This window comes from Catenovulum agarivorans DS-2, from assembly GCF_000568405.1.
In the GTDB taxonomy this organism is placed as follows: Bacteria; Pseudomonadota; Gammaproteobacteria; order Enterobacterales; family Alteromonadaceae; genus Catenovulum; species Catenovulum agarivorans_A.
Window position 1 is genome coordinate 1 of the sequence record NZ_ARZY01000022.1, and the last position, 25,066, is coordinate 25,066.

Annotated in this window: 21 protein-coding genes; 7 read left to right on the forward strand and 14 right to left on the reverse strand. The window is 41.1% G+C overall.

The window, feature by feature from the left end; all coding sequences use genetic code 11:
* Nucleotides 1-460 precede the first annotated feature (460 nt).
* From DS2_RS11835 to DS2_RS11855, 5 genes are all read left to right on the forward strand, one after another.
* Complete coding sequence (locus DS2_RS11835) at nt 461-1,654, forward strand: hypothetical protein (RefSeq protein ID WP_035015021.1); 1,194 nt, start codon at nt 461-463, stop codon at nt 1,652-1,654.
* On the forward strand, nt 1,654-4,137 hold the full coding sequence (locus tag DS2_RS11840; protein WP_035015022.1) for a LamG domain-containing protein: 2,484 nt from the start codon (nt 1,654-1,656) through the stop codon (nt 4,135-4,137). The genes DS2_RS11835 and DS2_RS11840 overlap by 1 nt, the downstream gene beginning before the upstream one ends.
* Nucleotides 4,138-4,161: 24 nt before the next feature.
* Nucleotides 4,162-5,733, forward strand: a complete 1,572-nt coding sequence (locus tag DS2_RS11845) for a hypothetical protein (RefSeq protein WP_035015023.1) — start codon at nt 4,162-4,164, stop codon at nt 5,731-5,733.
* A gap of 107 nt (nt 5,734-5,840) precedes the next feature.
* Entirely contained in the window at nt 5,841-7,025 is a 1,185-nt protein-coding gene (locus tag DS2_RS11850) for a WD40/YVTN/BNR-like repeat-containing protein (protein WP_035015024.1), read from the forward strand.
* An 11-nt stretch (nt 7,026-7,036) separates the two neighbouring features.
* Nucleotides 7,037-7,315 carry a hypothetical protein gene (locus tag DS2_RS11855; protein ID WP_035015025.1) on the forward strand — a complete coding sequence of 93 codons (279 nt, stop codon included), beginning with the start codon at nt 7,037-7,039 and terminating at the stop codon, nt 7,313-7,315.
* A 250-nt stretch (nt 7,316-7,565) separates the two neighbouring features.
* Here DS2_RS11855 and DS2_RS11860 read toward each other — a convergent pair whose 3' ends face one another.
* The 5 genes from DS2_RS11860 to DS2_RS11880 all read right to left on the reverse strand — a co-directional run bounded on the left by DS2_RS11860 (nt 7,566) and on the right by DS2_RS11880 (nt 12,246).
* Nucleotides 7,566-8,558: an FAD:protein FMN transferase gene (locus DS2_RS11860; RefSeq protein WP_035015026.1), complete on the reverse strand. Its 993-nt coding sequence runs from the start codon at nt 8,556-8,558 to the stop codon at nt 7,566-7,568.
* Nucleotides 8,551-9,171, reverse strand: coding sequence for a uracil-DNA glycosylase family protein (locus DS2_RS11865; RefSeq protein WP_051479831.1), 621 nt, complete (start codon nt 9,169-9,171; stop codon nt 8,551-8,553). Before DS2_RS11865 ends, DS2_RS11860 begins: the two co-directional genes overlap by 8 nt.
* Before the next feature lie 67 nt (nt 9,172-9,238).
* Nucleotides 9,239-9,679: a hypothetical protein gene (locus DS2_RS11870; protein ID WP_152537598.1), complete on the reverse strand. Its 441-nt coding sequence runs from the start codon at nt 9,677-9,679 to the stop codon at nt 9,239-9,241.
* A gap of 397 nt (nt 9,680-10,076) precedes the next feature.
* A complete protein-coding gene (locus DS2_RS11875; protein ID WP_081754261.1) occupies nt 10,077-10,796 on the reverse strand; it encodes an SIMPL domain-containing protein in 720 nt (239 codons plus the stop codon).
* 220 nt (nt 10,797-11,016) lie between these two features.
* Nucleotides 11,017-12,246 carry a nucleoside recognition domain-containing protein gene (locus tag DS2_RS11880; protein ID WP_035015029.1) on the reverse strand — a complete coding sequence of 410 codons (1,230 nt, stop codon included), beginning with the start codon at nt 12,244-12,246 and terminating at the stop codon, nt 11,017-11,019.
* A gap of 74 nt (nt 12,247-12,320) precedes the next feature.
* Here DS2_RS11880 and rsmF point away from each other — a divergent pair, with 74 nt between their 5' ends.
* Nucleotides 12,321-13,790 carry a 16S rRNA (cytosine(1407)-C(5))-methyltransferase RsmF gene (gene rsmF / locus DS2_RS11885; protein ID WP_035015030.1) on the forward strand — a complete coding sequence of 490 codons (1,470 nt, stop codon included), beginning with the start codon at nt 12,321-12,323 and terminating at the stop codon, nt 13,788-13,790.
* Between the two features lie 175 nt (nt 13,791-13,965).
* Here the strand turns inward: rsmF and DS2_RS11890 are convergent, their stop codons facing one another.
* Nucleotides 13,966-14,394, reverse strand: coding sequence for a DUF4442 domain-containing protein (locus tag DS2_RS11890; RefSeq protein ID WP_235188592.1), 429 nt, complete (start codon nt 14,392-14,394; stop codon nt 13,966-13,968).
* A 159-nt stretch (nt 14,395-14,553) separates the two neighbouring features.
* Here DS2_RS11890 and fur point away from each other — a divergent pair, with 159 nt between their 5' ends.
* On the forward strand, nt 14,554-14,982 hold the full coding sequence (fur, locus tag DS2_RS11895; RefSeq protein WP_035015032.1) for a ferric iron uptake transcriptional regulator: 429 nt from the start codon (nt 14,554-14,556) through the stop codon (nt 14,980-14,982).
* Between the two features lie 74 nt (nt 14,983-15,056).
* Here fur and DS2_RS11900 read toward each other — a convergent pair whose 3' ends face one another.
* The 8 genes from DS2_RS11900 to DS2_RS11935 all read right to left on the reverse strand — a co-directional run bounded on the left by DS2_RS11900 (nt 15,057) and on the right by DS2_RS11935 (nt 25,033).
* Nucleotides 15,057-16,025 carry a PstS family phosphate ABC transporter substrate-binding protein gene (locus DS2_RS11900; protein WP_035015033.1) on the reverse strand — a complete coding sequence of 323 codons (969 nt, stop codon included), beginning with the start codon at nt 16,023-16,025 and terminating at the stop codon, nt 15,057-15,059.
* Nucleotides 16,026-16,218: 193 nt separating this feature from the next.
* A complete protein-coding gene (locus tag DS2_RS11905) occupies nt 16,219-17,154 on the reverse strand; it encodes a porin (RefSeq protein WP_035015034.1) in 936 nt (311 codons plus the stop codon).
* 251 nt (nt 17,155-17,405) lie between these two features.
* The gene (gene phoU / locus DS2_RS11910) at nt 17,406-18,119 is read right to left on the reverse strand and encodes a phosphate signaling complex protein PhoU (protein WP_035015035.1); all 714 of its coding nucleotides are present in this window, start codon (nt 18,117-18,119) and stop codon (nt 17,406-17,408) included.
* A 38-nt stretch (nt 18,120-18,157) separates the two neighbouring features.
* On the reverse strand, nt 18,158-18,979 hold the full coding sequence (gene pstB, locus DS2_RS11915; RefSeq protein ID WP_035015036.1) for a phosphate ABC transporter ATP-binding protein PstB: 822 nt from the start codon (nt 18,977-18,979) through the stop codon (nt 18,158-18,160).
* A 17-nt stretch (nt 18,980-18,996) separates the two neighbouring features.
* On the reverse strand, nt 18,997-20,634 hold the full coding sequence (gene pstA / locus DS2_RS11920) for a phosphate ABC transporter permease PstA (RefSeq protein WP_035015037.1): 1,638 nt from the start codon (nt 20,632-20,634) through the stop codon (nt 18,997-18,999).
* Between the two features lie 17 nt (nt 20,635-20,651).
* Nucleotides 20,652-22,799, reverse strand: coding sequence for an ABC transporter permease subunit (locus DS2_RS11925; RefSeq protein ID WP_235188596.1), 2,148 nt, complete (start codon nt 22,797-22,799; stop codon nt 20,652-20,654).
* 250 nt (nt 22,800-23,049) lie between these two features.
* Nucleotides 23,050-24,327 (reverse strand): inorganic phosphate transporter, encoded by a 1,278-nt coding sequence (locus DS2_RS11930; RefSeq protein ID WP_035015039.1) that lies wholly within the window; start codon nt 24,325-24,327, stop codon nt 23,050-23,052.
* A gap of 28 nt (nt 24,328-24,355) precedes the next feature.
* Nucleotides 24,356-25,033, reverse strand: a complete 678-nt coding sequence (locus DS2_RS11935; protein WP_035015040.1) for a TIGR00153 family protein — start codon at nt 25,031-25,033, stop codon at nt 24,356-24,358.
* Nucleotides 25,034-25,066: the final 33 nt, after the last annotated feature.

Genomic DNA, 25,066 nt, shown 5'->3' on the forward strand with positions numbered 1-25,066 from the left:
CAATACGATCAAGAGCAAAAATTCAATCGCCACGAGTACATAACCAACAAAGCACAATGTTTAACCAGAACAAGTGTAAGGGATATAATTTAGAGCAAAACCTCTTTTTCATGGAAGAAAAAGCGGAGCGTACGCGGATGTATTCACAGCGTTTTTTGCGAAAATCATACCCTTGGACTTGTTCGACAACTCCCATCGCGATAATCATGTTCTAGTGCTTATCCAACAGCACCAAGCCAAAAATCGATAACAACTCAATAGCTCAGAGTTGAATCACACTAGATTCCAACAATAAAAATTGTTTTTAGGTTAGTTGATATTCAAATAAGATGCTAGCAAACTAATTCACAAATTTGCCAACTAAGTCAAAATAATTTTCCATAACTAAGCTACACTTAAGTAACAATAACATCAAACAACAACTGAAAAACGTAGTTTCTACCGTCACGGAGACAATAGAATGTTTAACAAAGGTCTAAGGACACGGTTCGCCATAGCTCTGGTTGCTTTTGCTCATCTGCCTTCCCCAGTCTACGCAGGTTCGCTAGAACAAGCACAATACATACACAACCGTCTCGCAGGCGTTCCAGCCTCAGCCGAAACTCTGCTGAAAATGCAAAGTTTAATCGAACAAGATGACGTGCAAGGGGCTGCATACTTAGCGGTAGAACACCCAGATTTTTATCGAGTTACACTTAAATTATTTGCATCCCCTTGGACCAATATCGACCAAGACGTATATGAACCATTAAACGACTACAGTGCAACTGTCATCGGCATGGTAAGAGACGATGTCGATTTTCGCCAAGTACTCCAGGCCGACCTAGTATATACGGCAGATACAACTAAAGTTTCCGTGCCCGCTTATCAAGTCAATAACAACAACCACTACCAAACACTTGATGAACAAGCCATTGACCTAAAAGCAAACCTAGTTGCCCGTACCCAGTCAGAATTAACCGACTTACCCAGCGAAGCAACTGCAGGCATATTAACCTCGCGTGCAGCCGCTAAAGCCTATTTTTACTTGGGTACAAACCGAGCTATGTTGCGCTTTACCCTAATGAATCATTTATGTACTGATTTAGAAGCGTTAAAAGACAATACTCGCCCTGCCGACAGAATTCGCCAAGATGTTAGCCGCAGCCCTGGTGGTGACAGCCGCTTATTTTTAAACAACTGCTTAGCTTGTCATTCAGGAATGGATCCACTTGCACAAGCCTTTGCCCGCTACGATTATCAATTTAATAGCGACACAGATCCTGAAGGCGAAAACGGCCAAATAATTTATAGCGACACAGTAGTTAGCAAATACCATATCAACGCCACCACATTCCCATACGGCTACCGCACAGAAAACGACAACTGGGATAATTTTTGGCGCCAAGGCATTAATCAAAAACTTGGCTGGTCACCTGCGCTGTCTGGCTCTGGCCAAGGTGCAAAATCGTTAGGTGAAGAGTTATCAAATAGCCGCGCATTTGCAACTTGCCAAGTAAAAAAAGTATTTAATTCTGTATGCTTGCGTCCACCAGCGACCGAAACAGACAATAGCCAAGTAACTAGCTTAACCGACAGTTTTATTAATAACGGATACAAACTCAAACAAACCTTTGTTGAAGTAGCCGAATATTGTTCCAAGGAGAGTGAATAATGTTGTCTCGGGATTATAAAAATGTGCTCTGCGCGGCCAGCTTAGTCTTGTTGGCCGCTTGTGGTGGCGGAGAAGTAGAAGAAAATCCACCACCAATTAAACAGCCAGACACTACAACCTACCAAGGTCCTGCTCCAATAAATCAAGAAGTGCAAAACTTTAAGATTGCTGTTTGGGATAATATCTCCAGCGAAAACCGCTGCGGTGGTTGCCATACCCCAGAAACGCAGCAGCCTTATTTTGCAAGCCGTGAAGATATCAATCAAGCATTTACCCAAGCAAGTTTATTGGTAGATTTAGCCAAACCAGAAGATTCACGACTGGTCGCCAAAGTATCGAACGGTCACCATTGTTGGTTAAGTTCAGATCAAGCTTGTGGCGAAACTATGACCCAATGGATTAAACTGTGGTCGGACGATAGAGTTGAACAAAACAACCAGCTAGACTTAACCGCACCAGCTGAAAAACTTCCAGGTAGCAGCCTAGCGTTCCCTGACGATGAAACCCTATTTGTTGAACATATTTACCCACTCACCAGCCAATTTTGTTCAAACTGCCATAGTCCAAGCGCACAATTTCCAGTTTCACCATTTTTTGCCAGTAGTGATGAAACTCAAGCGTATCAAGCAGCACAAAAAGTCATTAATTTAGACCAAATAAATCAATCTCGTTTAGTTGTGCGTTTAAGCCAAGAATTCCACAACTGTTGGAGCAACTGTGGTGATAATGCCAATCAAATGCGCAGTGCAATTGAACAATTTGTTGCCGAACTAGACAGCAATGAAATAGATGAAAACCTGTTAGCTTCACGCGCACTTGCTATGACAGACGGTATAGTGTCAGCTGCAGAAGGTCGATACGAATCAGACCTTATCGCCTTATACGAATTTAAAGCAGGTGAAGGTTTGCAAGCTTTTGATACCTCAGGCATTGAACCTGCAGCCAATTTAACCTTTTATGGTCCAGTTGAATGGCTTGGTGGATGGGGCATAAATTTACAAGGCGGCCGCGCGCAAGCAAGCACTGCAGGCAGTAAAAAATTCCACCAGCTTATATCCCTAACTGGTGAGTTTTCAATTGAAACTTGGGTTACCCCAGCGAATGTTGTGCAAGAAGGCCCTGCCCGAATTATTAGCTATTCTGCCAATGATGACGAGCGCAATATTAGCCTTGGGCAAACCCAATACAATTACGATTTTATGTTGCGCCACAGCGAATCAGATAACAATGGCTCACCAGCTTTAAGCACGCCAGACGCTGATGAAATACTGCAAGCAAGCTTGCAGCATGTGGTATTAACTTTTGACCCAATAAACGGGCAAAAAATATACGTTAACAGCCAATTAGTCGCCGATGGCCATGCCGAACAATTGGCTTTAGGCACATTGTCTAACTGGGATTCAAGTTACGCGCTAATGCTAGGTAATGAAGCGACTAATAATCACCCTTGGTTAGGACAAGTGCGATTGTTAGCTGTATATAACCGTGCGCTATCAGAAGAAAACATAACAAAAAATTATGATGCAGGCGTTGGTGAAAAATTTGTCTTGCTGTTTTCAGTCGGCCATTTAATAGATTTAGCCGACAGCTATATTATGTTTGAAGTTAGCCAATTTGATAACTACAGCTACCTGTTTGCTACACCTAAATTAGTAAATTTATCAGGCGCGAGTTTAACAACCGACCTCAACATACAAGGTTTACGTTTAGCCATAAACGGCCGCGACACCTCAGTTGGGCAAAGCTTTATAAACTTAGATGTAAACCTAGCTAGTGGCACTAATTTAACTGAACCTGTGAGCTTATCTGGGCAAGCCAGTTTATTGGCTATCGAAAAAGGATTTACTCAAGATGAGTTTTTCTTAACTTTCGATAAAATTGCTGAGCATACGTATGCCCGCAGCGAACCTGCAATTACTGAAGAACAAGCAAACACAAGTTCAACCGAATATTCAAAAATTGCCCTGCGGAATTTCGCTGAAATCAGTGCAAGCATGAGCCAATTAACTGGCGTAAGTGAAAGCACAAGCTCAGTCGCTAATTTGTACCAAACCATCAAGCGTCAACTGCCCAATATAGAATCAATTGATATTTTTGTTTCCGCGCAACAAATGGCAATCACTCAATTAGGTATAGCTTACTGTGATACTGCATTAAATGATGAACAAATTCGCAGCAATTGGTTTGGCACATTCGATTTTACTCAATCTCCTACTGCAACTTATGCTGACGCAAATAGAACAAACTTTATTGATAATTTATTAAGTAAATTAATGCCACTTGCGAATGCAGACCCGCAACCGCTCGACCAACCAAGCAAAAGCGAAGTGGCGGCGGAAATAAATAATCTAATCGACAGATTAAGCCAATGTGCAACCAATGGCGCAAACGGCAGCAGCACTTGTGCGGCTGACAGAAGTTTAACCATAGCAAAAGCCAGTTGTACCTCTGTGCTTGCTAGTGCAGCGACCTTGCTGCAATAAGCCTGAAGGATAAGGACAAGCAAAATGAAAAAAAGACCCTTTCATGTAGATGCACCCATTTTACATTCTAACCATAGCAAACCCGTTTCGCGCCGCGATTTTATCGCCTCAGGGTTAAAAACCGGTGCACATGTTATTGGTGGTCTATCTGTATTTAGTTTATTTGCCAACCCAACCAAAGCATTTGCGGAGCTGTCAGGCGATTTACAAACCTTGCGTCAATCGTGCGGCATCAATGTGCAAGGCGCAGGTAAAATTCCGTTTATCGCATTTGATTTAGCTGGCGGTGCCAATATTGCAGGCTCAAATGTATTAGTTGGCGGATTGCGCGGCCAGCAAGATTTTTTATCAACCGCAGGTTATAACAAATTAGGATTACCGGGTGATATGCTGCCAGGGCAAAACCTAACCAACACGGATTTAGGTCTAGCTTTTCATTCAGACTCACAATTTTTACGCGGTATTTTAGAACGCTGCAACACCACTACAGTTGAAAATATTAATGGTGCGGTAATCGCAGCGCGCTCAGAAAACGATACCGCGAATAATCCACATAACCCTATGTATGCAATAGCCAAAGCAGGTGCGGATGGCTCATTATTGTCACTGATTGGCTCGCGCAATACAGATTCTGGCGCAAACTCTATGGCACCGCTTGATTTTATCGACCCAAATAAACGGCCAACTAAAGTAGACAGACCGTCAGATGTGACAGGTTTAGTTGATATTGGTGATTTATTTGCCTTACTCGACCAACAAGATGCTGTGGCGGTAATGGAAAGTATTCAGCGCATCAGCGCACAAAAACTCAATAAAGTGTCTACTGGTATTAGCCGAGATGAAGTGATTAAAGATCTAATCAACTGTGGATATGTAAAAAGCGCTGATTTAGCTGACAGATTTGGCGACAGCTCGACCTTAGATCCAGCAGCCGACCCAGATATTGTTGGCACTGCTGGTGTATTTAGTAGTGATGAATTTTTAAATGACAGAGAATTTCAAAAAACCGCCTCTATTATGAAGCTAGTTGTAAATGGTTATGCTGGCGCAGGCACAGTGACTATGGGTGGATTTGATTACCACACAGGCGAGCGAGGTACAGGTGAGCTAAGAGATTTACGCGCAGGCCGATGCATGGGCGCATGTTTAGAATATGCCGCACGTAAAGGCAAACCTTTGATGTTATATGTATACTCTGACGGCTCAGTTGCGAGTAATGGCCGCATAGACGATTCAGAAGAAGGACGCGGCAAAGGCGAATGGACTGGCGATAACTCATCAACTGGCGCGGCATTCTTTTTGGTATACAACCCAACAGGCCGTGCAAATTTAATGGGGTCAAGCATTGAAGATCAGTTAAGGCACCAACAAATTGGTTTTATGCGCCCTGATGCCTCAGTAGAAACCGCATCAAGCCCAGCTGCCAACAATGTAAATTTATTAGTACAAACTGTATTGCTTAATTACATGGCACTGCATGGCGAACAAGCTAATTTTGCTAATGTGGTGACGAATCAAGGTTTAGGCAACGCGGCTATGTTAGATAGATTAACCGTGTTTCAGCCGTTGGATTTTGGTACCGATGTACAAGGCTAAATATTTCACATAACTCTGTTAACTTTTACATAAATTCGGCTATTTTTAATACAGTGTTAGGCTTAGTTACACAACAAGCCTGAAGTTTGGATAACAAGGAATAAAAAATGGCTAAACGAATTCTGCTCGGAACACGAAAAGGTACAGTAATTGTTGAACAGAAAGATGGGCATTGGAGCGCAAAAAATATTGCCCATGCCGGCATTCCAGTCTGTTATGTAGCTTGTGACAAACGCGACGGCACATTGTGGGCATCGCTTGACCACGGCCACTGGGGGCCAAAACTATCCCGCTCGAAAGATGGCGGAGAGACATGGCAAGATGTGCTCAGCCTTAAATACCCAGAAGGCGCCAGATACATAGTGAAATACCTACCCACTGAAGATTTTGACCCAGACGCCCCAGCAAAAGATCCCGAATATAAAGACGCAACCGTATATAAAATATGGAACTTAACTTTTGGAACGGCCGAGCAACCAGGCAGAATATACGCTGGTACAATTCCAGGTGGATTATTTGTAAGTGACGATGCAGGTGAAAGTTGGCAACTAAACCGCTCCCTGTGGAACCATGAAAGCCGCGGCGGTAATTTATTTGACGGCGATGCAACTAGCGAAAATAAGTGGTTTGGCACACCTGCCAGTATAAATTATGGCGTGTTTGAACCTGGTATTCATTCCATTATTATTAATCCACAAAATCCTGACCGCCTATATATGGCAGCGTCCTCTGTCGGCGTAATGCAGTCAACCGATGGTGGGAAATCTTGGACTAGCGCAAACAAAGGTATGTTAATGGATTATTTGCCCAACCCAGAAGCTGAGTGGGGACATGATCCACACTATGTAACCGCCTGCGCTAGCCAACCAGAACACATGTGGCAACAAAACCACTGTGGCGTATTTTACAGCGATAATGGCGCAAAAAATTGGCGCAAAGTTAGTAGTGTAAAAGATGGTGTTCATTTTGGTTTTCCGATAGCCGCTGATAATAAAAATGGTTTATGTGCATGGGTAGTGCCAGCACGCGCTGATTCGGAACGTATGGCGCTAGATGGCGGTTTATTTGTTGCCCGCACCGAAGACGGTGGCCAAACCTGGCAAAAATTTAATCAGGGTTTACCACAACAAAATGCTTACGATATTGTCTACCGCCATGCGTTAGACGCAGCAGACGATATGGTTTGTTTTGCCAGCACCACAGGCAACCTGTATCTGTCTGAAGACAGAGGCGAAACATGGCAATGTTTGGGCAATAACTTCCCGCCGGTTTATTCAGTTAGATTTGCTTAAAGGTAAAGCTAGTGCCAAAGGTAAAAATAACCTCAAATCTGCATAGGTTTTTCCCAATACTCGCAGACGATAACTTAAACCTTGCAGGCCAATCAGTTAGTGAGGTTATTCAAAATATAGAAAAGCTCGCACCGGGTTTTACAAATTACATTATGGACGAGCGCGGAGCTGTGCGCCGCCATGTTGTTATTTGTATCGACGAAGAATTTATAGTCGACCGGAAAAACTTATCAGATAAAATAACCGAAGCAAATACACTTTATGTATTTCAAGCACTGACTGGTGGGTAGGTTTGTTTTTTCTTTTTTCTTTTTGCCCTAGATGAACTTTTTTCTCAGTAGCAGGTAAAATGTCTATTACACCTTCGGGTTGGGGTTATGGTTTTTGCGGCTGGCGATGGTGCTCACTCATTTTCTGTCTAAAGCTAATATTTTTCGACCAATGCTCTGAGGTCTTTAATTGATACATCCGCTTGTTCGCTTTTGCTGTAGACCGTCAAATTGTCTAATTAAACATAACTATAAAAGCTAGGTCAAATAACTAATTCGCTACTAACCCAGTTGAAAAATGCATGTTTAGTTCGTTATCAATGACTATGGCTTCATAACCACTAAATTGTTCTAGTAACTTAAATCCGGCGCTTCTACCGAGTATAAATACAGTAGTTGATAACGCATCCGTCATCATTGCGTCAGGGCCAATCACAGAGACACTGACCAATTTTTTGGCAGATTTCCCTGTTCTGGGGTTGAGTATATGGTGGTACCTTTGGCCATCCTCAATAAAGTAGCGTTCGTAGTCTCCTGAGGTTGAAATTGCTTCATTCGCTAAGGGTAATAAAGCAGCCTGTTTATCAGGCTGCCTTGGGTGTTTAATTGCGACCATCCAATTTTTTCCAAGTTTATCTCCTAACAACCCAGTGTCACCGCCGGCGTTTACCAAAGCATGCTCTACTCCTGCTTGCTCAAGTATTGTTAAACATTTTTGTACCGCAAAACCTTTGGCGATACCGCCTAAATCTATCTTTGTGCCTTGTTTTAAAAAGTGGATAGTCGAGTTTTTTTCATCCAGTGCAATATCTTGATAATTGATAAACTTGCTCGCTTGCGCTAGTTGTAACTCAGTAGGTCTAATGTGCTCACGGTATTGGTATAAGTGTCCTGCGCTAGCAAAGGTAATATCAAAAATGCCGCCGCTTAATTTGGCAATATATTGCGCTTTGTTAATAACACTCAACAAATCAGCGGATACTTTCAGCGGTTTAGCATGGGCTTCTTGATTAACCTGTGACAACTCACTGTTGGATTTATATGGACTCATGCTTTCGTCAATCTGGTGCATTACATCAACCAGCTTAACTAACAAACGCTGAGCTTGTTGCTCAGACATTAGTGCAGGCTGATAAAAGCGAATTTCTGCTGCTGTTCCCATCACGTTAAAATTATGCGCCATCCATTTAGCTTGCAGTGGGCTGGTTAATAAACAATAGATACAGCAAAGAGATATGGTAAAAAACTGGACAAAATTATTCATAAATTATTTGCGCTACCTTGCTACGTAACTGTGGTAAACAGTTGTGCTCAAACCAAGTATTTTTATGCAGCCAAATATTATTCCGCGGACTAGGATGTGGCAAATTAAACAGTTCAACCGCTGGCATTTTTTCTTCCAACACAAGATGCGACATACCGCATTTAACATTTTCTGTGACGCCCAAGTCAGCTTGCTGTAAATAGTATTTTTGTGCGTACTGGCCAACCAATAGTACCAGTTGCAAGTGCTCAAATGTCGGTATAATTGTTTGGTGCCAAGTCGGTGTGCACGTTTTTAACGGCGCTTTATCACCAGAGCCATTTGCCTGTTTGCCCGGGTAACAAAAGGCCATTGGCATAATCGCAAAGTTTTCTGCTTGATAAAATTGCGCATCTGTTACACCTAACCACTCGCGTAAACGCTTGCCACTGGCATCCGCAAATGCTTTGCGCTGTTTATGTGCTTGCAAACCAGGCGCTTGACCTATGATAAGTATTTTTGCCATTGCTGATAATTGCACAATCGGCTTGGGCTCTAACGGCAAATTTGCATGACACAAAGTACATTGACTTACTTGTTGATATACTTTTGCTGTGGAGATGTTTGACTGCAATGCGACTCCCGTAAACGAACAAAGCGGCTGTTTGCCGCTTTGCTGCTAAAACCTGAGTGATATAAGCTCAACTTAACATTAAATCAGTTTTTATTGTATGGTTGTGCAATGCAATGTTACTTTTGCTATGACAAAAAGCTCGATGATTTTTAGGATAACGAACAACTAACTCTGTTGCGTGGTTTATCAGCCCAAGTTGGCCTGATTCATTCAACCTATAATGTCCCTTAGCTAAAACATGCTCTGTTTGCTGCTGGCAAAATACGATTTCTTGAGCACACAGCTCCCTACCGTTAATAAAAACGCCACTGCCACCATTGGAAGCCTTGGCTGCTAATTTGCTGTTTTTAATAAGTCCTTTTTGCGTTTGCCCTAAGGCGGGTCCGTTTGCTATACCCCACAACCCAGATTCTGCATCATACCAATAATGGCCCGACTGTATGTCGTAACCGAGTTTCATTTCTAACTGCTCAATCTGTTGTGCCGACAACACTTTTTGGTTGATCACAATTTCCTTGCTTACACTGTAAAAACTCAATAAACAAAAAAAGATAAAAAATACACGTTTGAAAATAATCATAAGAACCTCTACTACTGGAAAATACTGCATAACGTTGCAGCTGTTGGGAGATTAGGAAAGAGCTTGATTCAAGAAAGGGTTGATTAAATTGTAAGCAACTGCAGGCTAATTACAAGCCTGCGGTAAGTTTGTTTAGTTATATATCAATAACTACTAATTCAAAGCTTTTAGCTAGAGCGTGTTGATCTTTGTGGGATATTTTTGCAGCTATTTGCTCTTTGTTGCGGCATTTTGACTTAGCCCACTAGGCCTACAATGCCACGCCGCGATCAAATAGCTTTGGATTTGAACAAAATTTATACCAAAAAGATCAACACGCTCTAGGTTACTGTAAGCTAAAAACAACTTCTACGCTGGCATTCACATCCGTTGTTCCTGGCTGACTTGCACTATCGCTGCGCATCAACTTCATTTCGGCTGCCGCATAAGGTCGATAGCCACCCTGTTCGATGATTTGCTTAACCTGATCCAGTTCAGCACCTGCGGATTCTGCCAATAATTGTGCTTTCTTACGCGCTTGCTCAACGGCGGCGGCTAAAGCTTGATTATATAAAGCTTGGTGATTAGACACGCCAGCCTGTACATTGCCAACTCGAGTCGCCCCTAAAGCGAGTGCGCTATCAATTAACTGATCAAAAGAATCCCAATTCTCAATTTCAACCGATAAAGTGCGGCTAACTAAAAATCCATCTTGAACTTGTTTGCGAGTTTGTTTTTCATATTCATAAACTGGCTGAATGGACAGATTAAAACTGCTTACTTGGCTTTCTTTAATCCCTAAGTTAAACCAGCGTTTAAGAATTTTGTCAGTGTTTAAATCAACAATGCGTTTAGCTTGGCTGACACTATTGTTTTTTTCTTCAACATAAACTTTTAGTGATAGTTTATCCGGGACGGCAGGTACACTGGCGCTGGCATTTACGCGTACCCAATTTTCAGATTGGGCAGATGTGTGATTTTGCGCATTACAAGCTATTAAAAAAGCAGGTAAAACGAGCATTGAGATCCAGTTAAGTGCACATTTCTTGTAAGTTCTGATAACCATAAATTTATTTATCCTGTAAATAGAGCAAGCAACACAAAAGCTGATTTTGGGAGATGGATTGGGATAATTACCTCAAGCCTTCGACCGTACACATTGACCTGCACGGGACAGATTACTGCTCACGATCTTGTTAATAAGTCCCCATTAAATCATGCAAAGTTCCATATCCCCCAGCTTAAGTTTGTTATCAATTGTAAATCACACGGTTTTATACTAACCGCTAAGCAAAAAACCAATAACACACTAAAATTGCGCTAGTGATCCCAGCAACATCAGCGATCAAACCACAGCTTATTGCATGACGCGTGTATTTAATACCAACACTACCAAAATAAACAGCTAAAACGTAAAAGGTGGTCTCGGTAGAGCCTTGCATAACACTGCTAAGGCGACCCGAAAAAGAATCCGCACCATGCGTATTCATGGTTTCAACCATCATGGCTCGAGCACCGCTGCCGGATAATGGTTTTAACAAACCGGTTGGCAATGCATCAACAAACTGACTATCACCACCAAATAAAACAACCAGCCAGCGAATGGCCGACAAAATACCATCTAACATACCGCTGGCTCTAACTGCAGCTATCGCCACCAACATCGCGACCAAATAAGGAATAATCTGCACTGCCACAGTAAAACCTTCTTTAGCACCTTCAACAAAATAATCAAACGCGGCCAACTTTTTTACACCAGCAACTGCTAATACCAAACAGATAAAAGCCAAAAGTAAAAAATTAGCCCAAAAAGACGAAATATCAGCTAATTGAGTTGCGGACATTGTAAGTAGGTAGCTGACAGCCGCAGCAGCTAGTGCAAAACCACCAGCAAATATCAACAATGGCTTAAGTTTAAACAGCGGCAACTTTTGTACGGTCGCAACAGCAAGTATACCAGCGAGTGTCGAAGCTAAGGTTGCCAATAAAATAGGTATAAACACATCCGTTGCCATCGCGGCACCAGCTTGTGCCCGATACATAAAGACTGTAACTGGAAAAATGGTCACTGATGATGTATTCAACACCAAAAACATAATTTGTGCATCACTCGCTGTGTCTTTATGCGGGTTATGTTGCTGCAAACTCTCCATTGCTTTTAGTCCCAGTGGTGTGGCGGCATTATCTAACCCCATCATATTGGCAGCTAGATTCATAGAAACATGCCCTTGTGCAGGGCTATTGGCCGGAATGCTCGGCATTAAAACTCTAAATACCGGCGACATTAAACGCGCGAGCTTTGTTATTAACCCTGCTTTTTCGGCAATTTTGCTTATCCCTAACCAAAAAGCTAGCAACCCAATTAACCCTAAGGCGATATCAACACTCAGTTTCGCCATATCAAAAATCGCTTCAATTATGCGTTGAAAAATCGCTATGTCCTGACCAAATACAGTACCAACGCATGCATAGATAAAAGCAGATAAAATAAATGCCAGCCAAATTCTATTTAACAATCATGACTCCTTGTTAGGATCAAAAGACAAATTGCGCTATATTTAAGCCACAACAGACTAACCGAAAGCTTCTAGTGAACAAAGCGCTATTACCCGAACACTTTATCAATTTTATTACCCCATGTTTACCCAGCCACCTGAATTTACAAGATTTTATTGACTATTGTGCCAAACCGCTGCGCAAGAGCATTCGCGTAAACACACTAAAAGTTTCAACCGAAGATTTCGTTGAAAAAGCGACTCAGCAAGGTTGGCGACTAACCCCTATCCCTTGGTGTAAAGACGGATTTTGGTTACAAAGACCTGATGAACAAGAACAGCAAATACAACTTGGCAATACACTTTCGCACCTAACCGGTGAGTTTTATATTCAAGAAGCGAGCTCAATGCTGCCACCCGTTGCGTTGTTGTATAAACAAACAGACACATTAGATTTAGCTTGTTTAGATGTCGCTGCCGCGCCTGGTTCAAAAACAACTCAGTTAGCCGCGTTAATGAATAATCAGGGGGTGATAGTCGCTAATGAATTTTCATCTAGCCGGGTCAAAGTTTTATCTGCCAATATACAGCGCTGCTCGGTCACTAATACAGCACTCACTCATATGGATGGAAGAATGTTTATCCACCTTAAAGAGCAGTTTGGTGCCATTCTATTAGATGCGCCCTGTTCAGGCGAAGGTACGGTGCGCAAAGATGTTGATTCAATGAAAAACTGGACCGAACAAAGCGTACACGATATTGCCTCTGTACAGCGCGATTTGATCGATGCTGCATTTCACGCATTAAAACCCAACGGCGTAATGATTTATTCAACTTGCACATTAAACCAAATTGAAAATCAGCAAGTTTGTTTGTGGTTAAAAGAAAAGTATGGAGACGCTGTTGAATTTGAAAGTTTAGCCGATTTATTTGCAGGCGCTGAAAACAGCACCACAACTGAAGGCTTTTTACATGTGTGGCCACAAATCTACGATTCAGAAGGATTTTTTGTTGCACGTATCCGCAAAAAAGCTTCGGTTGACCACCAACTTGAGAATCCATTTACTAAACTGGGTCAGTTTCCATTTAAACCGTTAAGTAAAAAAAATAGCCAACAACTACAAAGTTTTTTAGCTTCACAGTTTGGCATGAATGACTTTCCACTGGCAGCTTGTAGCCAGCGCGAAACGAAAAAAGCGCTAGAGGTCTGGTACTTTCCGCCAAAACTAGAAGCACTTAAAGGTAAAGTAAAATTTGCTCGCGTTGGGATTAAGCTAGCGGAACTCGCTAAACATGGTTTTAAGCTAGAGCACAATTTAGCCATAAACTTTGCCCAATTAGCTAAACAACAAACTCAGGAGCTTAGCGCTCATCAATGCCAAGCCTATTGGCAAGGTAAAGATATCGATGGCGACTTCAACAAGCTTAATAAAGGTGAAGTGATTGTTTGTTACCAAGGGCAAGCGCTCGGTTTTGCCAAAAAACTGCCCGACAGACTAAAAAACCAATTACCTCGAGAATTAGTCAGAGACAACTTAGACTTTAGCGACCAATATAACCAGTAGTTATAAAAATATCCTGTTTAAAGTTAAATGTTCCTTCATTTGGCTAATTCTTGTCTACACTTATTAATACTAAGCTTAAGTGCCATTGCAGTGCGCACTGAGTTAGTTAGCGCAAAAAGGCTCAATCCCTTTGAGCCCTTCCCCTGTACCCGGACAGCCGTTTGTCCGGGCTTTTTTATGTTCGATATTTGGCTTTCAAACGCACGTATAGAGTCCTCTCAACTTTAGCGACAAGTTTGTGCTGCTTATCAAACACCTGCAAATTGAAAACAGGCAGATGCTTTTCACCAAACTGAGTTCGGTCGAGAATCAAATCGATATCTTGTTGCGACAATTCTGCACAAGTATATAAAGTGGATTGCCCAGGCGATATAAAATCAATATATGCCGATTTATCCCACACATGGTACTTTTCACCTAAATTAGCCATTAACATTAAGCTATATATAGGGTCTGTCATACTAAAGATACTGCCACCATATTGAGTCCTGTTTGCGTTTAAGTTTAATTTGCGATATTTCAACTCGACTCTAGTTCTACGGTAATCAGCAGATAATTCAGTTATCTTAATACCTGAATATCTAAACGGAGGCCATATATTCATACCTCGCCTAATTAAGTTAGGAAATTTAAACAACTTTTGCATCATATTTTCCACTAATAAATGTTATAGTGAGGCGTTTTTCGTATCTGGTGGCTTTTTTATTTTAATTTTAACCACTGGCTTATATAATCTACACAAACTTAATAAATATTCATCATTATGTCGGATCAAAACACAGAGCTCAAAAAAGCAGGTTTAAAAGTTACTCTGCCTAGAATTAAGATATTAGAGATTTTGCAACAACCAGAAAACCAACATATTAGCGCAGAAGATTTATACAAACTATTGTTAGATATGGGCGAAGAGATCGGGTTGGCGACTGTGTACAGAGTATTAAACCAATTTGACGACGCTGGTATTGTAAATCGACACCATTTTGAAGGCGGCAAGTCTGTTTTTGAATTGAGTCAGAAAAAACATCATGATCACTTGGTTTGTTTAAAGTGCGGTAAAGTTGTCGAATTTATTGATGACACAATTGAAGATCGCCAAGAAAAAGTCGCTGAAGAGCAAGGTATGCGCCTGACCAACCACAGTTTGTATTTGTATGGATACTGTGTCGACGAAGAGAAATGTGGCAACGAATAAGTAGCGACTTATTTACTGCCAAATATAAAAAAGCCACACTTTGAGTGTGGCTTTTTTAATGCTAGGAAACAAACTTATTTTAAGCCAAGTCTAGCTAATTCTTTCTCAGCTACCACTGCTGGTACAGGAATGTAACCGTCTTTTTCAACTATGTACTGACCTGTTTTTGATAGTACCATCTTCAAAAATTCTGCAGTTAATGGATCTAAAGGTTTGTTTGGGTGCTTGTTGATATAAACATACAAGAAACGTGCTAATGGATATTTACCTCTAACTGCGTTTTCCATTGTTGCTTCAACATATTGAGTACCACTTTTTGATAAAGGCACAGCTTTAACACCAGACGTGCGATAACCAATACCCGAATAACCAATTGCATTTAACGAAGAAGAGACAGACTGTACGACAGAAGCTGAACCAGGTTGCTCATTCACGTTATTTTTAAAATCACCTTTACACAAGCCAACCTTTTTGAAATATCCATAAGTACCTGATACAGAGTTACGGCCAAATAATTGCACGTCTTTACGAGCCCATTCACCCGTTAAACCAAGGTCGCCCCAGCGTTGAATATCTCTTTCCGCACCACACTTCAAAGTTGAAGAAAAAATTGCGTCAACTTGCTGAATTGATAAACCTTGAATTGGATTATCTTTATTAACAAAAACCGCTAATGCGTCAATGGCTACACGCACAGCTGTTGGTTTGTAACCAAAACGTTCTTCAAAAGACTCAATCTCTTTTGATTTCATTTTGCGGCTCATTGGGCCAAATTGCGCTGTGCCTTCAGTTAAAGCTGGTGGCGCAGTTGATGAACCTGCAGCTTGAACCTGAATTGTTACGTTTGGATATACACGCTTGTATTCTTCTGCCCAAAAGGTCATCATATTTGCTAGAGTGTCTGAACCGACAGAAGAAATTTTACCCGATACACCACTGGTTTTTTGATATTCAGGTAAGTCTTTATCTATTGCAGAAACATTTGCGCTTAGCAAAACGCCAGCTGCCAAACCAATTACCTGAGAGATACGTTTTAACATCATATTCAGCTCCAAAAGCTTATTTCTTGATTACTTTATTTCAATGCCGACAAGGTTATTACACATTTATGTCAATAATATTACAAAGGTGACATTTGCGCTTTTTATAATTTTTTATTGCTTTAAAGTTATTTTTGGCAAAAAAAAGCCCTCAACCAAATACGTGAGGGCTTAAGAAGTTAAACTGTTTTATCGATTAGAATTTGTGTTCAATACCAACAGCTAATGTATTTTTATCACCACCCTTTTCTTCAGAGGTGTACCAAGTAAATAGTTTTGTAGCACTACCTAATTTGTAGTCAACGCCAACTGATACTGTGTCTAGGGTCTGATCATTGGTTTTATCATCAAACGTTTGATATTGCAGTTTGTAAGTGAGTTTCCCTGCAAAATATGCACCATTCACCATAACGCCTGTATCTGCTTTACCTGTACCATCAGCACTCTCTTCACGCTGGACAAGCGCGCCGAGTTTAAACGCACCAAACTTTTGGTTATAAACAGCGCGAATAACGTCGTGATTATCCACATCACTGTCTAACGCTATTGCCGCGTATAAATTCGATTTTTTCAGCTTAGCATCACCATACATAACCGATGCAGAAACACCAGCGCTGTCAGCTTCTGCGGTATCATTTTCATCATGGGTAATGTAAGTCGCACCGAAAGCAAACCCCGAGAAACTTGGGGAAATATAAGTTACAGAATCACTCTCGCGGTTGTCACCTTCGAATAACCTTTTAATATCTGCGTTATAGTCATTAAACAGGTCCACCTTGCCTTGAGCTAACTTTAATGCAGTGTCCATTCGCCCCAATCTGACTTGACCAAATTCACCTTTCAAGCCAACAAATTGATTACGAGCGGTAACGTTCTTTTCCTTAGACTCATCAGCAAAATCAACACCAAATTCCGCTTGGTAAATAGCAGTCAATCCATTATCTAATTCAACTTCACCTTTTACACCAAAGCGTGAGGAGTTACTTTTTAAGTCCGTTGCAGTTTCAACAGCATCTACATACTGCAAGCTCAAGTTAGCCTTGCCATAAACTTTCAATGGCTCAGCGGCAAACGCGCTTGCAGATAGACCCAAAGCAGACAAAACAAAAATGCCCTTAGATAGTGTTTTCATGGAATGTTCCTGTATTAACATCTCAGCTTTTAAAGCCTAGATACAACTGGCAAAATATCAAGCTGAGATCAGAGTAAAATTAAAGCTTCATTAAAGTGATGAGTCTATTGTATGAATGTTTTATTACATTTTTATTTCAATGAAATATTTTTGCAGTAAAAGTGAAATATAAGAATAATCAGAGGGAGTTGAGGCAAGTCTTGCGCAGGTGCGAAACAAACTATTTCGCACCTATTGTAGTCATGCAAGTTTTATTTTTTGGCAGCGAGAATAGCTTCAATACGCTCTGTTGGCGCATGTCGTACATCTTTACCTTTAATTAAATAAATTACATGTTCACTAATATTTTGACATCGATCACCAATACGCTCCAACGAACGTGTTGCCCACATGACATCCATGATTTTTGGAATTGAACGAGGGTCTTCCATCATATAGGTCATTAACTGACGAGTGATACCTTCATAAGCTTTATCAATTTTTTTATCAAGCTTATAAACATCGTAAGCAGCTTCGCTATCCATTCTAGCTAACGCATCGAGAACAGCTTTAAACATTTGCAATACTTGCTGTCCCATATGGTCTAAATCAACCAAAAATTGACGTTCGGTCTTATTGAAATGTTCTTGTGCAGCACGCACCATTCGGCAAGTTTCATCACCAATACGTTCTAGATCAGCAATAATTTTTGCAATAGCTAAAATAATTCTTAAGTCTATTGCAGCAGGCTGCCGCTTAGCGATGACTCGGGCACATTCTTCATCAATTAATACTTCATAAGCATTAATTTTTTCGTCTTCTTTAATAATTTTTTGCGCCAACTTTGAGTCAAACTGGCCTATCGCTTCAAGCGCTTGAGCAATTTGCTGTTCTACAATGCCACCCATGTCTAAAACATGGCTCAACATACCTTCCAATTCTTTGCTAAACTGGCCAGATATATGTTTATCTATTTTTAAATCCATACTAACTCCTTAAGCTTTAAAATAAGTATAGACACGAGTTAACCGTATCGACCAGTAATATAATCTTCGGTTTTCTTTTTCTCAGGTGCAGTAAACAGCTGGTTTGTATCTGTGTATTCGACTAACTCACCCATAAACATAAACGCCGCATAGTTAGACACACGCGCAGCCTGCTGCATGTTATGTGTAACGATAACAACAGTATAAGTTTCTTTTAGATCGTTTATTAGCTCTTCTATAGTTAAAGTAGAAATCGGGTCAAGCGCTGACGTTGGCTCATCCAATAACAAGACCTTTGGCTCAATCGCAATAGCGCGGGCGATGACTAAACGTTGTTGCTGACCACCTGACAAACCAAACGCACTATCATGCAATCGGTCTTTAACTTCATCCCATAAAGCGGCTTTGCGCAATGAGGTTTCAACCACTTCATCTAAGCGACGTTTATCATTGATACCCTGAATACGTAAACCATATACGACATTTTCATAAATTGACTTTGGAAATGGATTTGGGCGCTGGAACACCATGCCCACATTTTGCCGCAAGCTTGCTACGTCAACATCTTTATCGTAAATATTTTTGCCTTCTAGTAAAATTTCACCCTCGACACGGCAAATATCAACTAAGTCATTCATACGGTTGATACAACGTAACAAAGTTGACTTACCACAACCCGATGGGCCAATAAACGCAGTAACCTTTCCTTTAGGTATCTTCATATCAATATTGTACAAAGCTTGTTTATCGCCGTAGAACAAACTTAAGTCATTCATTTGTAGTGCAGTTTGCTCTGCAGTTAAGTCAGCAGGTGCGACTACATTTTTTATTTTGGCTATATCTGGAGATACTGAAATCATCTTGTAAACCTTAAATCTTAATGTTCTAACGACTTATACTTTTCACGTAAATGGTTACGAATACCAATTGCGGTAATATTCAATGCCACAATAACTGTAACCAATAGGAATGCTGTTGCATAAACTAACGGTCTAGCAGCTTCTACATTTGGACTTTGGAAACCCACATCATAAATATGGAAACCAAGGTGCATAAATTTTCTATCAACATGTACAAATGGAAAGTTTCCATCTATTGGTAGTGTTGGTGCCATCTTAACAACACCAACCAACATAAGTGGTGCAACTTCACCAGCAGCGCGAGCGACTGCTAAAATCAAACCAGTCATGATAGCTGGGCTTGCCATTGGAAGAATAATTCGCCACAAAGTCTCAGCTTTGGTCGCGCCCAAGGCCAAACTCCCTTGGCGTAACGAGCTTGGAATGCGCGACATACCTTCCTCAGTGGAGACAATCACAACAGGTAAAGTTAATATTGCTAAGGTCAATGCCGACCAAATCACCCCTGGCGTACCAAAGGTTGGATTAGGCAAAGCCTCTGGGTAGAATAGTTCATCTATGCTGCCACCCAACATATATACGAAGAAACCTAAACCAAATACACCATAAACAATTGACGGCACACCTGCTAAGTTAATTACTGCGATGCGAATAACCTTGGTCACTGTATTTTTAGCGGCATACTCATGTAAATAAATAGCGGCAACCACACCGAATGGCGTCACAATAACAGCCATTAGCATAACCATAAACACAGTACCAAATATTGCAGGGAAAACACCACCTTCGGTATTAGCTTCACGCGGATCATCTGAAACGAATTTGCCCAACTGAATGAAAAAACGACCTAATTTATCCAAGGTGCTCATATCATTTGGGAAATGCACATCTATTACTTCAGCAATACGTAAAGTGACCATTTCCCCACGCATATCTCTCACGACAACTTCGTCACGATCTAATGCTCGTCTTAGTTGAAACAGCTCTTTTTCAAATTCTTTATAAGCAGCTTTTAATTCCTCTCGCTCTTGGTCAAATTCGGCGATGCGTTCTTCAGTCAGCTTGTTTTCAAGCTCAAGCGCACGCTGCTCCAAACGCATTTTTTCAAGGCGATAATTTATTGAACCAATTTCACCATTTTGTAAATCAACAGCTTTTTCGGAAATATCAACCGCCCGATTAATCAGCTCTTCGAGTCGCTGCGAGTCAACAATTTCGCCATCTTGAATCACCTGTTCTACATAACCGTAAAAATTACCGTTGCGGCTGCGCTCAAACACACCTATACCAGCAGGCTTTTCAGTTTTATCTATGTCGGTTTGTAACAACCAACGGAAGTCCAACTCTACAAATTCTCGGTTACCTGTTTTAACCAATATGCGCTCAACCATTTCTTCTTGGTGATCGCCAAGATCAATGCCCATATTACGCAATCGCTTAGCTGGTACTTGTTCGCGATCGTAAATTTCACCAATAATAGTTTGAGTTTTACCTTCTTGAGTTACATCAAACTCATACACATCAGCTGGCCAAAAGAAACCTAAACCTCTAGCCGCTATCATGACTAACAAGCCAATAACAGAAATCAAGCTGATACTTACTGCTCCGGCAGTCATCCAGATCCACGGAGAACCCGATTTAAACCAATCTTTCATGAACAATATTCCCGCCGTTATAATGAACTATATTTATCACGCAAACGCTGACGCACAAACTCAGCAATGGTGTTAAATACAAATGTGAAAATAAACAATACAAACGCTGCTAAGAATAGAATGCGATAGTGAGTACTCCCCACTTCAGATTCTGGCATCTCAACCGCAATATTTGCAGATAATGTCCGCATACCTTGGAAAACTGACCAGTCCATAATCGGTGTGTTACCTGTGGCCATCAGTACGATCATAGTTTCGCCAACTGCACGACCTAACCCCATCATCACTGCAGAGAATATCCCTGGGCTAGCAGTTAACAAGACCACACGCACCAAAGTTTGCCATTGGCTTGCGCCTAAAGCTAAAGAGCCGTGCGACAAGTGTTTTGGCACGGAAAAGACCGCATCTTCAGCGATAGAGAAAATAGTTGGAATAACCGCAAAGCCCATCGCAATCCCGACAACTAGCGAGTTACGTTGGTCAAACGATATACCTAAACTATCCGTAATGAATAAACGGACGTCGCCATCAAAAAATACATCATTAAACCAAGGACTTAATTCAATTAGAACATACGCCATAATTAAAATAACTGGAATCAACAACAGTGAGTCCATACCTGTTGGCAGTCGGTTGAGTATTTTTCGCGGTAAACTGTGCCACATAAATGCAAAGGCAATAATCGCAACTGGCATCAATATAATTAGAATAGCAATAGCTGCTAAATGCTCTTCGATAATCGGCGCTAACCATAAACCTGCTAAAAAACCGAGTATTACCGTAGGCAAAGCTTCCATAATCTCAACGGTCGGTTTAACTACGGTTCTAATTTTGGCGGGCATAAAGTATGCGGTATAAATGGCCGCGGCAAGTGCAATAGGCACAGAAAAAAGCATTGCATAAAAAGCGGCTTTAATGGTACCAAAAGTAATAGGTACTAAAGAGAATTTAGACTCAAAATCGTCAGAAGCAGAGGTTGATTGCCAAATATAATCTGGCTCACTATACCCCTCATACCAAGTTTCCTGCCAAAGCGCAGACCAAGTAACTTCTGGATGCTCGTTTTCTACATCAAATAAGTGAATACCTTGAGAAGTTAACGAAATATATGCGTTAGCTCTTGGAGAAATTGCTAAGTCTAAAATCGCTTGATCCAATAACTGTTCAGCATAGAGATGTGCTTCACTTGTCGTATAGAATACATCTAACGCGCCTGATTGACTGGTTGCAACAAAACTTCTTCGGAAGAATTCTGGGTACAAGCCATTAATATCTTTGTTATCACTCTTAAAAGCACGAATTTTAGTAAACTCTCGACCCTGCTCTGTATTAACTTCAAACCACTGCGCGATGTTTCCTTGATTGTCGGCTATGACAATTGAACTTGCACCCGCTAATAAAGTTGATGCAGTTACTTGAGTACCGTATTCAACTACTCTATTTTGCGAAACTAATTTCACCTTGTTTGCGTTTCGAACATCAAACACGTACATATAGCCATTTTGCAAAACAAACGCACGTGACAAATCAGCAGTAAGATGCAATTGATCAACTGCGCCTGTGATATTTGGCAGTTCAACATTTGATTGAGACCACTCAATCTCATCTGTCATAAAGTTAATTTCACCTAGCAAACGAGAGTAATAGACAGCTTGTTGGGTCTGAGATTGATAAACAACCCCTGCGCCATCGTTTTCAGGTGTCGTGGCAAACGCAAATTTATCAATTGGAGCATCACTGTCAATTGATAAGCCCGCCTTGCCAAACGGAAAATCAATTCTTGGCTCTATTGTGCGACGATTATTAGCGAAGCCAATTTTAAAACTCGGCTTGATAATCACCACCGAATTATTAGCGAATGCATAAGCAAACTGCTTAACGTGCGGCATTGCTTTAGCAAACGCGGTAATTTCACTATCATTGTTGATTTCAAACTGCTTAATCAACTTTGTTTTATCAGCACCATGCAATTGGTAATACTCCAAAGCTGGTTCACTGGTTAAACGATAAGCGGTTTCTACATGATCATCTGTACCTAAAGCAAGCGTTTTATGCTCATCATCAAGTGCGATGGTTAAAGTTGGTTCGATAGAGACATCTTCGAATATAGGTTGTACAACATACAACAAATAGAAAAAGATCATCAAAAGTGCGACTAACACCATGATACCGCCGGTAGCGACACCATACTTGGCAAAGCGATCTTTAAACTTTCTTATCGCATGCTGTTTGTTTGGTAAAGTGTTTGACTGATACATTGAAAGCCTTAGCCTAATTGAATTGCGCGCAGTATATGATATTTTTATGACAGTTATGTTACACAGGTCGTAATATTACAAAACTGTCATTTATGCAATTTTCGCGTACAAAAAAGGCTTCCGAAGAAGCCTTTTACAGTTCGAAATTCTCAGCGAATTATAGAAGGATACTGGTTAGAATCAAGTAAGCGATTATCGCTAAACCAGCACCGGCAGGAAGGGTAACAACCCAAGAAACAACAATATTTCTAACAGTCCCTAAATTCAATGCAGCAATACCACGTGCAAAACCAACACCTAATACAGCGCCAACTAATGTCTGCGTAGTTGAAATAGGTAAACCTGTGCCCGAAGCGATAACAACGGTAGTCGCCGCTGCTAATTCTGCAGCAAAACCACGGCTAGGTGTTAAGTGAGTGATACCCTTACCTATGGTTGCCATAACTCGATGACCAAACAAAGCTAAACCAGCAACAATACCAACTGCACCTAAAGGCAATATCCACCATGCTAGCGCTGCTTTAGCACCTATCACACCATCATTGTCTACCACACTAACAACAGCAGCTAACGGACCAATGGCGTTAGCGACATCATTTGAACCATGTGCAAAAGCCATACAACACGCTGTCACAATCATCAAAATTGCAAATATTTTTTCTACATTGTTGAACTGCATTTCTTTGTCTGCTTGCTCATCAATTTTTAAACGAGCAATAAAGAAACTCCCGATAAACGCAACGATTATTCCAACCAATGCCGCATACATATAAGCTTCGGTTGTGCTTAAGCTAATTGAAGCATCTTTAAAAACGTGTTTTAACCCTTTTTTAATGGTAACAAGAGCTAAAACAAAACCGCCTAATGCCATATAAACTGGCACATATCTTTTGGCGTTTTTAATCGGGTTATCTGTGTCAAATATAAACCGCTGCGCGCTCATAAAGATAATATACGCTAGCACACCAGATAGGAGCGGCGTGACCACCCAACTACCAACAATACCACCTACTTTTGCCCAGTTAATTGCTTCGGTACCTGCTGCGATCACTGCAAAACCGATAATAGCCCCAACAATCGAGTGCGTTGTTGATACCGGCCAGCCCATGTATGAAGCTACAGCTAACCAAGTACCTGCTGCAATCAATGACGAAATCATACCAATTACAAACAATTCTGGAACTTGCATAAAGGGTTCTGAATCGATTATCCCCTTACGAATAGTAGAAGTTACTTCGCCACCGGCAAGATACGCACCAGCAAACTCAAAAATCATCGCAATGATAATTGCTTGTTTAATTGTTAAAGCTTTCGATCCAACTGAAGTGCCCATTGCATTTGCAACGTCGTTGGCGCCAATCCCCCACGCCATAAAAAAGCCGACAACGGCCGCAAAAATAACCAGCATTACGCCGTAAGTAGTTAAAATATCCATTGGATTTCCTGGTATTTATCTGAGTAATTTATTTAGCTAAAAGAAGTTCTAATCGACCACCAACAGACTCAGCACGGTCTGCCAAATCGCCTACCCACTCGATTACGTCATACAAGAATATTGCATCAATCGGATTCATTTCTGATTCAGCTGTTCTGACAGATTGACGCAAACCAACTTGTAGTTTGTCAGTATCTTCTTCGATTTCTGCTACTTTAGAGATGATTTTTTCGACTAAATCGACTTCACGACCTCTAAATCCAGTTTCGAGCAACTCGTCCAATTCGTTAATTGCCTTTGCAGCCAAATCGACAGCGTCGATGCAGCGATTAAGGTAGACCATAAAATCGGTCTGTAACTTTCGCGGAATTGCTAGCTCTCGTCCTATCACTCGGCCGGCGATATCTTTGGCCTTGTTAGCAATCTTGTCCTGCTGAACTAACAGCTCTAACAAGTCAGCACGATCAACTGGTAAGAATAGCCCCTTAGGCAACTGAGTACGCAAATCACGCTTAATTGCGTCGGCTTGCTTCTCAGACTTAGAAATTTCATCACGAACCTGCTGAGCAGTTGTCCAATCTGAATTAAACACAGCTTCAAAGAATACTGGAAGCTTGTCGGCTGTTGCTTTTACAACATCGATATGTGTTTCAAGCGCTTTAAATGGCGACTTACCGAATACACCTAAAAAAGAATTTCCTGACATAAATAAACCTATTAATTTACTTTGCTGGCGCGC